Genomic DNA, 12190 nt, shown 5'->3' with positions numbered 1-12190 from the left:
AAGTAAGATCCCTGAGAGATGATCAGGTAGATAGGTCAGGAGTGGAAGTGCAGTGATGTACGGAGCGGACTGATACTAATCGATCGAGGACTTAACCAAAAATTGATTCACGGTTGTTAAAATGTTTCTGATCCAGTTTTGAGTGAACGACGTTTACTCAATTGAATACTAGTGTGGTGGCGATAGCGAGAAGGATACACCTGTTCCCATGTCGAACACAGAAGTTAAGCTTCTTAGCGCCGATTGTAGTGAGGGGTTGCCCCTTGTGAGATTAGGACGTCGCCGCGCAGTTAGGACTATTCTTATTAGGATAGTCTTTTTTTGTGTCATGTCATTTTCCTATTTAACACAGAGTTTATGTAGTATTTCCCATAGGACCCTTTCCTTGATTTCCTCTTGATCCATTTTAATGATCGTCTATTTCTTCGTTCAATTATTCTTAAATTCACTTGGTTGTAAAGCATAATGCCATTCTAAAATTCCTAGATTACTCGAAGCCCTTCCCTAAATGAAAACATGAATCTATTATTCAGTCTATGTCATAAATTGAGAGTTTTATCACTATAGAATTTTAAGACTTAAGAAAAAATGGAATTCAAAAGTCCGTTGGTTTATATATCATTTTTAGCAGTTCGATTAAATACAGGCCTTTTTATTCGCAATACTTTTTGTTCTTACTTTTACTGGTGGAGGTGATAAAAAGAGATTAGTCTTTATTTGTAATTTCTAGGATTTATCAAAACATTGTAGTAACTTTTTTTATTATTCGCTTTCAATGTCTGTATAACAGGGTATTATTTTTAGTTGAAAAATGTTCATGTTATACTAAAATTATGAATATTATTGGAGGAATGTGATGAGTAAGCGAGCATTTAAAGGTGGAATCGATCTACACCAGGATAAAGCCTTGCATTTAAGAGGCATCGATAATTATAAAAATGTCGAGAACATACATCCTAAAAAGGTTTATATTCCTGTTCAGCAGCACATTGGTGAGCCCGCGGAGGTTATTGTTTCCGTGGGAGAAAAGGTATTTTTAGGGCAGACAATTGCAAAAATGGATGAGGGATTGGGAGCAAATGTTCATTCAAGTATTTCTGGGAAGATTATCGGAATAAAAGAGATCGATCAGGGGCAGGGAGATGAGATGACCTGCGTAATCATTGAAAATGATTTTAGAGACGAACTTCAAGAAATACACCACGAAACAATTGATGTATTGACGCCGGAAATGATTGTCGAGCGTGTTGAAGTTGCTGGGGTGGTTGGCCTAGGCGGGGCGACTTTTCCCAGTCATGTAAAATTAAATCCTAAAGAGGAGATTCATACTTGTATTTTTAATGGGGCTGAATGCGAGCCTTTATTAATGTCTGATGCTGCATTAATGGCCACTCAAGGGGAAAAGCTGATCAAGGGCTGTGAATTAGTATTGAAAGCTGTAGCAGCAAAGGAAGGGATTATTGCAATTGAGGATGATAAGCAAGAAGCAATTGAAGCTATGAGGAATTTGTGTCATGCAACCCCAAATCTTTCGGTTGTGGAGGTTCCTTCAATTTATCCTCAAGGAAGTACTGAGATGCTTTTTAAAGCAATCACAGGAAAGGAAGCTCCAGCGGATGGATCGACACGCGACTTAGGCTATTTGATCATCAACGTAGCTACGACGGTTGCGGTTTATGAAGCGATTGATCCCGGAGTTCCTTTGAGTCATCGAATCTGTTCGGTCGTAGGTGATGTCAAAAAGCAGAAAAATGTCTATTTTCCGTTAGGGACTTCCATTGAGGATATGATTGCCTTTTGCGGAGGCTTTGATGGACAGCCATCAAAGATTATCACAGGTGGCTTTATGATGGGGAAAACAGTGGACACGATGGCCGCTTCCTTAACAAAATCAGCAAATGGGTTAATTGTGATTAATGAGCATCATGATAAAGATAGCACACCGTCTCCTTGTATCATGTGCGCTAGGTGTGTGGATGTTTGTCCAATCGGTCTTTTGCCGCATCAGCTTGAAAAAAGCTATCTGAAGGAAAATTGGAAACGTTTGGAGAAGCTTTATGTAGATAGCTGTATTAACTGTGGGTGTTGTACCTATATTTGCCCGGCGCGTCGACATTTGGCTGAACATATTGTCGCCGGACAAAAAGCACTCAAAGAAAGGCAGGCGTAGATATGGGGAATAGAAATTCGTTTGAGCAGCTTCGCAGTACACGTTATCCTTTAATGGAAGCCTCGCCGCATTTGTTGTTTCACGAAAAAACTGATCGAATTATGCGATTGGTTTTATTGGCTCTGTTGCCTAGCGTGATTGCTTCCATTATCTTTTTTGGACTGCGTTCGTTACTTCTATATGTGATTGCTATTGGGACGTGTCTGATTGCTGAATTTCTATGGTTTAAATTTCGTAAAAATACCTTGCCTAAGGATTATTCGGCTGCTGTAACTGGCGTTCTGTTGGCAATGAGCTTGCCCGCTAGTGTTCCGTTGTGGTATCCCGCTTTAGGAGGAGTTATTGGAATTATTATCGCAAAAGAACTTTTTGGAGGAATTGGTAGGAATTTGTTAAATCCTGCCTTAACGGGGCGAGCTGTTTTAAGATTGGTCTTTGTAAAGGAAATGTCAGCCAATGTACAACCTCACCCCTTTTTCTCGCCAAATGGTTTAGATATAGTCTCTTCTGCGACCCCTTTGATGAATGCCAAAGCGGGAGAAGGTTTAAGCTCTGGTCAGATGATAGATAGCTTGACTGGATTGATTGCTGGTAAAAATGCTGAAACAACGGCGATACTTCTCTTTTTAGGAGGGATATTTCTGCTGTATAAAAAAGTAATTACTTGGCACATTCCGATTTGTATGCTTAGTACAATAGTTATTATTGCGCTATTTTTAGGGAAAGGTGATCTGACGATTGTTTTTGCTCATATCTTTGGGGGCGCAACTATGCTGGGTGCTTTCTTCATGGCAACAGATTATAGTACATCACCTACAACGCCCAAAGGTGAGATCATATATGGAATTTGTTGTGGCATACTACTAATGGCTTGGCGTTCATTTAGTTCCATACCAGAGGGAATGACCTTTATTTTATTAATTATGAATTGTTTTGTACCACTGATTGATCACCTCATTATTCCAAGAGCTTACGGAGTGAAAAACTAACAGATATTTTCAGTAAATATATAGACGTTCTTTCATTCTAATGATAAAGTAGTAAAGAAACTGGCTACTACCAGCGTTTTTATGAATGCTTATTTTGAAAATCCTAGGATCATTTTCGTAGGATTTTCAATTCTTTTGATAGAGAGGACTGTTGTATTTGCTTTATGTAGCTAGACACGGGGAGACAGATTGGAACAAGAAAGGAATCATTTCAGGGCGAAGCGATGTTGCTTTATCTGAGGTAGGTTATCACCAAGCAGCTTTATTAGCAGAAGAAGTGGCTAACCTTGACGCGCCTATTACCAGAATCATCCATTCTCCCTTAAAACGTGCGGGAGAAACAGCACGAATAGTGAGTGAAGCCAATCATTTACCCATGAGTGTCGATGACCGGTTGATCGAGCTGGATTATGGAGACTATGATGGAAAGAGTGATGAACTGGATGGGTACTTAAAAATTCGTACTCAATTTGCTGTACGCTATCCCAATGGGGAATCTTTGATGGATGTCTATGCTCGAATTGTTCCATTATTAGCAGAATTAGAACAAGATTCTGAGAATACGTATCTATTGGTCTGTCATAATTCGGTGATTCGTGCGATTAAGAACTATTTTGAGCCATTAGAAAATGAAAAGGTCTTTAACTATCGCACACCTAACGCTAAGTTGATCGGGTTTGAGTGGAGGAAAGCTCTCTCGATTGTCAAAAGTGCCTGAAATACTTTTGATTATACAGAGAATACAAGACGAACGACTGTGAGGCTATCATATTGATAGTTTCACAATCGTTCGTTTTTTCAATGAGCAAGTGTTGCTGCTCAACAGTATTTTTCTTTAGATCGTTGCATGCATTGAATGAATCGTCTGGATGGTTTGACGCCATTTTTCTTGTTCTGCATCAGAAAGCTTTAATGGAAGGCTTTCACTGATCCCTTGTCTTGAGATCTTTGCAGGAGAGCCTGCGTAGCAATTCTCAGCTTGGTGATAATGACTGACTGGTACAACAAGCTGATTGTCGTTTAAAATCGCTTCAGCAATCCGTGCGGCTTGAATGGCAATACCATAGGAAGTATAGCCTTTTCCTCTAAAGGTGACCCAACCACCATCACGAGCGGCATTATCCAAACTTTCAAGCCTATCAGCAGTCAACGTTTCGCTGATAGGAACACCGCCGATTCGGACACTAGACCACGCGACAAATTGACTTTCACCATGCTCTCCAATGACATAACCGTCAATAGCTGAAGGATGGACCTTCATACTTTTGCTGACAGCATGCTTCATTCGGCCCGTATCTAGTGAAGTCCCCGTACCAATAACTCGCTCTTGAGGAAATCCTGTCAATTCCTGCAAATACTGGGTAATGACATCACAAGGATTTGTAATATTCAATATAATTCCCTTAAAACCTGAATCTCTGATGACTGGTGCCCATTCTTCCACGATTGTTTTGGTTAAATTCAGTTCAGCAAAGCGATCAGGATTTCCTTCAAAAATCGAAATGTCACCAGCAGAAAAAATAATCACATCTGTATCGGCAAGTTCAGCGATATCTGGACCAATCAGCCGAACTTGATTCGTTTGTTCCATTTGCCCATCCATCAGATCATTTAGTTCAGCCTTTAGAATCGTATCTTTCGAGTCGAAAAGAACGAGCTCATCGACGATATTTTTTGAAATCAAAGTGTAAGCAGTTGTGCTTCCTACATGTCCTACACCAATAATTGCGACTTTTCTCAATTGCAACACGCCTCTCTCATAGATTTATCTATTTTAAAAAGAATGCCTCTAACATGAGAAAAAGTCAATAGAATAATTAGTAAACGATTAATTTAAACTGCTTTCTTTTAAAATACGATACACACGCTCACAATCAGCAGAGGTTCCACGTAGCTCGTAATCTGCTAGGAATGGAAAATTGAAGGCTTCGCTATATTGTTTTGCGGTCAGGCAATATTGATAATTGAAATTTTTGTTCCCGCTGCCGACGACTCCCAGACATTGTTTAAAATTATCTTCATATTCGAGGTATTCGCGCATCACTTCTGTCAAAATCTCGGTATCTCCGCTATCGACGCCATTTCCTCCTTCTAAGTAGGTAGGGACAAAGGTAAAGAAGGGAGCTGACTCAATTTCAAAAGGACTATTTTCAGAAATTTCCTTTGAGCTGATTAAAGGATTTTGTGGATCTAATTGATGCTGCTCTATTGCGTAGGCCTCCAGACGCTTAATAAATGCCCGGGTATTTCCTGAGATAGAAATATATAATATATTCATAAAAAATGATTCCTCCTAATTTAGTTAATCGCCGATTTATTTTGAAAAAAACCGAGTCTTAATTGTAGTCTTAACGTTAAGATTATAACATGAAAAAGGACAAGTAGATAAAGTGTAAACGGTTGCAAAAAAGTGTAAAATATGGTATAAATATAGATGTAAGGGGTAGGTCCCTAAGGTTGTAAAATGATACAACAGGAATGGACGGAAGCAGTGTTCATTTCAAAGAGAATGCCAAAAATGGCAGAAAGGAAGTAGGGATTTGAAGTCTCCTTACCAAGTTATTCTAATCTAGCGGGGAAAAGAAATGTAGACAGTGGAACCATTTCTTCACTTAATGGTGAGGCTTAAACGAAATTCAATTATAAAAAACGTTTAAGACCTAGAGAAGAGTGTAAATATTCCAGAAAACTGGAATGAAGAACAAACACTTAGCCATTAGACCTGCTAGATTATTTTTGTGCCTAAAAAAGGCCAGTTGACTGATCAGTCGACTGGCCTTTTCCTATTGAGCACTACTTATTGTAATAACGAATATCACCACTGATTTTATGAATGGCAAACTCAGTTGAATCAGAGAAGGTATACGTTTCTCCATCAGTTGGGAGTTTTTCGTTAAACATTTTTTCATAGTCATCGATTGATAGTTGCTTACGCTCGGAAAGCAATGCCTGGTTCTCTTGGCTAGTTAAATGATTTTTGTACCCATCCATCAATGTCATTGAGAAGAACTCGCTAACGGCACCAGAACCATAGCTGAATAATCCGATTCGATCACCGGCAGCTAGATTGCCATTATCTAACAAGGATATCAAACCTAGATATAACGATCCGGTGTAGAGATTACCGACTGTACGGCTATACACCACTGCTTCATCATAACGAGCTTCTAAACGTTGTTGTTCTGATTCAGGCATTTCTGGAAAGATTGCCCGCAAAGCTTTACGCCCCATCTTTGTATAAGGTAGATGGAAGGTGATTGCGGCATAATCCGTACTATCGGTTTGATTGACTTTTTTATTTTGCTCCCAGATCCGAGTAAAAGAATCAATATAGATTTGGTTAGACATGTGTCCATCGACTAATGGATAATCATGTCCTGCAGGTCGCCAAAAATCATAAACGTCCTCTGAATAGAAGACACTATCGTTATTGAAGGCTAATAAATCTGGTTCCTTGGTTATTAGCATAGCGACAGCACCACAGCCTTGTGTAGGTTCGCCACCAGTTGCTAAACCATATTTTGCAATATCAGCAGCGATCACTAAAACTTTACGATCGGGATGTAGGGCAACATAATCATGAGCCTGCTGCAGGGCGGCGGTTCCGCCATAACAAGCATGCTTTATTTCAAATGAACGAGCGAATGGTTGAATATTCAACAGGTCATGAATAATTACCGCGGCAGATTTTGAGAAGTCGGTACTTGATTCTGTTCCGACGATCACCATGTCGATGTCCTTTTTGTCCTCATCTGTAAGAATTTTGGCAGCAGCACTTGCCCCTAAAGTGACGATGTCTTGTGTCTCGGGAATAATTGCCATCTGATCTTGTCCAAGACCAATGTGAAATTTGTTGGGGTCAGTCTCACGAGCGTTTGCTAAGTCCGTCATATCAAGATAATAATTTGGTACGTGAAAACTGATTTTATCAATCCCTATATTCATATTGCTCCTCCTAGTTCTTATTGATTCATCCATTCCTTAATAAAAATGAATAAACCACACATATCTTTCCACTAAATTACTAAAATATTAAGTGGAACAGACATCTTTTCTTCCAAAGGTAAATATATCACAGAAAGGTCATAATTAGTTGAGTTTGAATCTTAAGAAATTATAAAACTATCTGTGATATACTTACCTCTGATTTTTAATGAAAACATTGGAGGTGCACCCTTGGAAGAAGTAGTTATTTTAAGCGCTGTACGAACACCAATTGGCAGATATAAAGGCAAATTAACAACTGTTTCAGCTGTTGAACTCGGTGCGATTGCGGTGAAAGAAGCAATCAAACGTGCGGAGATCGAGGCAGATCAAATCGATCAGGTATTTATGGGCAATGTGTTACAGGCGGGCAATGGTCAAAACGTGGCTCGGCAATCGGCAGTTAAAGCAGGGATACCCTATGCTGTTCCGGCAACTACGATCAATGAAGTGTGCGGATCTGGTATGAAATCGATCATTTTTGGGATGCAGCAGATTTTGTTGGGCGAGGCGGACGTTGTGATTGCTGGGGGAACAGAGAATATGTCTCAGGCTCCAAAGGTTACAAGCTTTGATTACGCTACGCAAGAATGGCAAGAGCCCAAATCAAGTATGATTTATGATGGTTTAACAGATGCGTTTAGTGGAAAGCATATGGGGTTGACAGCAGAAAAGGTGGCTGAAGACTATCATGTTACCCGTGAAATGCAGGATCAATATGCCTATGATTCGCAAATGAAGGCAGCGAAAGCCAGTAAGGATGGCAAGTTTGAATCAGAAATCGTTCCGATTGCACTATCAGACGGTAGTACCATGTGGGAAGATGAAGGGATTCGCTTTGATTCAACTTTGGAGAAAATTGGCTCCTTAAAACCAGCTTTTAAGGAGAATGGGGTCGTCACAGCGGCTAACGCTTCAACGCTAAACGATGGTGCGTCAGCTGTCGTATTGGCAGCGAAATCCTATGCAATTGAACATGGACTAGCTTATCTGGCTGTTATTAATAACTACAGTGAAGTGGGGATTGATCCAAGTATTATGGGGATGGCTCCAGTATCCGCAATTAATAAATTATTAAAAAAAGCGAATCGTACAATTGATGAAATTGATACCTTCCAAATCAATGAAGCATTTGCGGCAGCTTCTGTTGCAGTGCAAAAAGAATTAAAACTATCTGATCAAAAAATTAACAGTTACGGCGGCGCAATCGCTTTAGGACACCCAATTGGTGCCAGTGGGACGCGAATTGTGACCACCCTAATTTCAGAGCTGATTCAAGAGGAGAAGCAGCGTGGTGTAGCAAGTCTTTGTATTGGCGGCGGGTTAGGTCTAGCGTTGTTAATCACCAAAGCAGAGGATCAAGAAATCGCAAAAAAAAAATTCTATCAGATGACCCAAGCTGAACGTTTAGCTAAACTGGTGAAAGAAAAAAAGTTATCAGCTAAAGAAGCGGCACAATTAGCGACTGAAACGGTGCTGCCAGAAAAAATCGCGAACAATCTGATTGAAAACCAAATCAGTGAATGCTCGATTCCTTTAGGTGTTGCTCAAAATTTTGTTATTAATGGTAAAAAAAAACTAATTCCAATGGCTACCGAAGAACCCTCCGTGATTGCGGCAGCTAGCAATGCAGGGAAAATCATTGCAAAAGCGGGCGGGATTCAGACGCGAGTGATTAATCAAGGGATGGTTGGACAGATCGTTTTACGAAAGGTCACTGATTTCGATGCAGTAATTAAAACGATTAACGAAAATAAAAAAGCTCTTTTTGCAGCAGCAGAGAAAAGTTATCCTTCAATCTATCAGCGTGGCGGTGGATTGCAATCCATTCATGCACGCACCTTTGAAGAAGGCTACATTTCGATCGATGTAGTTGTCGATACAAAAGATGCGATGGGCGCCAATATCTTGAATACGATGCTGGAAGCAGTCGCGCAAGAGCTGCGACAACTGATTCCAATGGCGGATATCTTGTTCAGCATTTTAAGCAACTATGCAACTGAATCATTGATCGAGGCACGATGCGAGCTTCCACTGACGCAGCTAACGCCAGAAGTCGCGGAAAAGATTGCTGCTGCAAGTGAGTTTAGCAAGCTGGACCCATACCGTGCGGCAACTCATAACAAAGGGATTATGAACGGGATTGACGCGGTCGTACTGGCTACTGGCAATGATACACGTGCGGTGGCGGCAGCTTGTCACGCCTATGCTGCACGAAACGGACGTTATGAAGGTTTGACGGATTGGGTCATAAAAGAAGAAAAACTCGTTGGACAATTAACCTTACCAATGAAAGTCGGTATTGTCGGTGGGGCAACGAAGGTTTTACCGAAGGCTCAGCTAAGTTTGAAATTATTAGAAGTTTCCACGGCGGCTGAATTAGGCGAAATGATTGTTGCTGTTGGATTGGCGCAAAATTTGGCAGCCATTCGGGCACTAGTGACAGACGGCATTCAAAAAGGACACATGGCGATGCAGAGCCGCTCATTGGCCATCACTGCTGGCGCGACCGAAAAAGAGATCGCTCAGGTTTCAAGCCAATTGCGTCGAGCAGATCAAATGAATCTTTCGACAGCGGAAACAATTATCAAACAGCTGCGGCAAGCATAAGTTCATAAAGAAAAGTGATAAGATCATGAAGTTGATCTTATCACTTTTTTTATGTTACTCGTTATTGACGTCTGCCCGCAGGTAAACCATATCAACCAATTGGACTCCTTGATCAATGATTGGTTCGTGGTAATTATCGGTGAAAAAATTCTTCACGCGATGCGATTCGCGGAATCCGCTTTTTTTATAAAAGTCCAATATTCCAGGCTCATCACCAGTTCCGACATACATCGTTTGATAATGACCTAGAAATTCATGGAATAAAAACTGGATCATGGCTCTGCCATAGCCTTGTCCATGTACAGCTGGGACAGTCGCTATGTTTTTCAGCTCACATTCCTGCTTATTCAACTCTGTGACAACGGCTGCGCACTTCAAAGCATCATCATCATATAAAACAAACATGCGGCCGTCATCAAGGTAACGATCAATCATGTCTTCCTGCGGATCAGCTAAAAGCAGCAAGTCTAAATAGTTTTTCTTATCCGTGACAACTTCTTTAATCTGCATTTTTTTTAAATGCAAAATTGGGAATGGATTGCCTTGCTCATCTAGTTCTGATCGAGTGATGACATGAAAGCCCATATGCTGATAAAAACCGAAGGCCTGCTGATTCTGCTCATTCACGTCTACATAGTGTATGTTTAGCGAATCAAGCGCAAATTGCAGTAATTTTTTTCCAATCCCGTTTCCTCGAGCTTCGTTTGCAACGAAAAGCATTTCAACCTTATCTTGTTGGACACCGATAAATCCTAAAAGCTCAGGATCGTAATAGCCATAAAGCTGATCAATCAGCTGAAATGCTTTTTTTACCTCTGGCTTTAAGGCTTCAATATCATTCTTTGTCAAAAAGGTGTGGGTAGCAATAACCGCTGATTCCCAAATGGCCATCAGTGTATCTAGTTCGTTTTTATTTTTTCGTTCAACTTGTTTAATTGTCAACATTCTATTTTTCCTCCAATTTTGTCTATAAAAAGAGGTTTCAAGCCGCAACAAATAAACGTGCGTTAATCCGCGTTTAAATTAGGGCGATGAAACAACTCTTATCGTATCTCCAAACAATGTTTCATCTACAGTAGTTTGCTTGTTTGGAGTAGAGTAATGGTGCGTATATTGAAGGTGAACTTCCACATTACACTTAGTCCTTTTCTATAATTTCCTTCATTTTATCAAGGCGAGTGAAAAAACGCAATTTATCTTGAAGTTAACCCCAAAGCTAACCTACATGTGTGTAAAACGAAAAAGACAAAACCTTCTTAATTAGAAGATTTTGCCTTTTTAGCAGGACTAATCATTCGAGAAAAATGAATCATTTAAAAGTGAAATCTAAATATACTGGATTATGATCAGAATATTTAAATTGCATATCCTTGACGTGAACAGCTTCAACATTGATATTATCTGAAACAAGAAACCCATCAATCAAAGTCGTGTAGGTCTTGCCCTGTTTATAGGGTTCGTTTAATGCTCGAGCAGAGGGCGTTTTCTCTTCTGCTAGCTTACCAGTAGGCAGGTGAAAGCCCGCAGGTAAATCTTCTTTTGGAAATGGATGTGTCCAGGTTTCGCGTTTTTTACTTGTACCAAATACGTCTGGACTGTTTCCCAACACATCATGATTATAATCTCCGGCGACCATCACATAATTGCCTTTTTTATATTCGCTTTCCATGACATCAAAAATTTTCTTCAATTGAGCCGCTTGAATAGAACGATCCTTCGTAAAAGCAGACAAGTGAGTATTAATCGCAATAAATTCGTGACCACCTTTGACTGGAATACGACTGACAGTGAAGGCACGATCCAAATCAAAAAATTTGTTGAAATTTGTTTCGATCGGTAAAGAATAGCGTTTACTGCTGGTGATCTCAGCTTTGCTCAGGGTGACAAGGCCTGATTTAGCTTGGCCGATTGGGTCCGTAAAGGGATAGAACAAGTATGAAGAGTCGTAATTTTGTCCATACAAGCTGTTGTAGTCAGATAAATGGTCTTTCAGAAAAGCCACTTCGTCTACATGCTGTGAACGATCGCCATCTTGGTCGACTTCTTGATAAAAGGCAAAAGTAGGTTCTAATTCTTTTGTCGTGGTGACAATTCCCTGCATATTTTTTTCTACCGTTTTTTTATCATATGCTCGTGAGTATTTCCCACCGTCCATAAAGAAGCTATAGCTTGGGGGATAGGCTCCGTAGCCAATATTATGACTCATGGCCCGATAGGTTTTATTAGTTTCCAAAACCTGATTGTGTTGATTGTCAGGTTTTAAAGTAAGGTTGTCAGGTAATCGGTCATAGCTGGCGAATAAATAAATCAAATAACCGCCTAGAACCACAATGATGGCTGCGATGATTCCTAAAAGAATCTTTCCTATTTTTTTCATGTTGCGCCTCCTAGTATTCTTTTCAAGTTTATCATAGCAGAATTTTAACTATTCACAAAG

General features: G+C 40.1%; 9 protein-coding genes and 2 rRNA genes. 6 read left to right on the top strand and 5 right to left on the bottom strand.

Annotated features, from left to right (window positions below; all coding sequences use genetic code 11):
• The 5 genes from KQI58_RS09075 to KQI58_RS09055 form a co-directional block, all read left to right on the top strand.
• Positions 1-99 (top strand): 23S ribosomal RNA (locus KQI58_RS09075); the annotation flags it as partial.
• Positions 100-172: 73 nt separating this feature from the next.
• A 5S ribosomal RNA gene (rrf, locus tag KQI58_RS09070) occupies positions 173-288 on the top strand.
• Between the two features lie 568 nt (positions 289-856).
• Positions 857-2170: an electron transport complex subunit RsxC gene (rsxC, locus tag KQI58_RS09065; protein WP_216408434.1), complete on the top strand. Its 1314-nt coding sequence runs from the start codon at positions 857-859 to the stop codon at positions 2168-2170.
• Between the two features lie 2 nt (positions 2171-2172).
• Positions 2173-3159 (top strand): RnfABCDGE type electron transport complex subunit D, encoded by a 987-nt coding sequence (locus KQI58_RS09060; RefSeq protein ID WP_216408432.1) that lies wholly within the window; start codon positions 2173-2175, stop codon positions 3157-3159.
• Positions 3160-3316: 157 nt separating this feature from the next.
• On the top strand, positions 3317-3877 hold the full coding sequence (locus KQI58_RS09055) for a histidine phosphatase family protein (RefSeq protein WP_216408430.1): 561 nt from the start codon (positions 3317-3319) through the stop codon (positions 3875-3877).
• Between the two features lie 117 nt (positions 3878-3994).
• Here the strand turns inward: KQI58_RS09055 and KQI58_RS09050 are convergent, their stop codons facing one another.
• The 3 genes from KQI58_RS09050 to KQI58_RS09040 all read right to left on the bottom strand — a co-directional run bounded on the left by KQI58_RS09050 (position 3995) and on the right by KQI58_RS09040 (position 7104).
• The gene (locus KQI58_RS09050) at positions 3995-4900 is read right to left on the bottom strand and encodes a lactate/malate family dehydrogenase (RefSeq protein ID WP_216408428.1); all 906 of its coding nucleotides are present in this window, start codon (positions 4898-4900) and stop codon (positions 3995-3997) included.
• An 87-nt stretch (positions 4901-4987) separates the two neighbouring features.
• A complete protein-coding gene (gene nrdI, locus KQI58_RS09045; RefSeq protein ID WP_216408426.1) occupies positions 4988-5437 on the bottom strand; it encodes a class Ib ribonucleoside-diphosphate reductase assembly flavoprotein NrdI in 450 nt (149 codons plus the stop codon).
• A 515-nt stretch (positions 5438-5952) separates the two neighbouring features.
• Positions 5953-7104 (bottom strand): hydroxymethylglutaryl-CoA synthase, encoded by a 1152-nt coding sequence (locus KQI58_RS09040; RefSeq protein WP_216408424.1) that lies wholly within the window; start codon positions 7102-7104, stop codon positions 5953-5955.
• A 231-nt stretch (positions 7105-7335) separates the two neighbouring features.
• Here KQI58_RS09040 and KQI58_RS09035 point away from each other — a divergent pair, with 231 nt between their 5' ends.
• The gene (locus KQI58_RS09035; protein WP_216408422.1) at positions 7336-9753 is read left to right on the top strand and encodes a hydroxymethylglutaryl-CoA reductase, degradative; all 2418 of its coding nucleotides are present in this window, start codon (positions 7336-7338) and stop codon (positions 9751-9753) included.
• A gap of 54 nt (positions 9754-9807) precedes the next feature.
• Here KQI58_RS09035 and KQI58_RS09030 read toward each other — a convergent pair whose 3' ends face one another.
• Both KQI58_RS09030 and KQI58_RS09025 read right to left on the bottom strand, forming a co-directional pair.
• On the bottom strand, positions 9808-10698 hold the full coding sequence (locus KQI58_RS09030; protein ID WP_216408421.1) for a GNAT family N-acetyltransferase: 891 nt from the start codon (positions 10696-10698) through the stop codon (positions 9808-9810).
• Positions 10699-11062: 364 nt separating this feature from the next.
• Positions 11063-12130 carry an endonuclease/exonuclease/phosphatase family protein gene (locus tag KQI58_RS09025; protein ID WP_216408420.1) on the bottom strand — a complete coding sequence of 356 codons (1068 nt, stop codon included), beginning with the start codon at positions 12128-12130 and terminating at the stop codon, positions 11063-11065.
• Positions 12131-12190 lie beyond the last annotated feature (60 nt).

Source organism: Enterococcus raffinosus, assembly GCF_018917525.1.
Taxonomy (GTDB): Bacteria; Bacillota; Bacilli; order Lactobacillales; family Enterococcaceae; genus Enterococcus_A; species Enterococcus_A raffinosus_A.
This window is presented reverse-complemented; position numbering and strand designations above follow the sequence as displayed.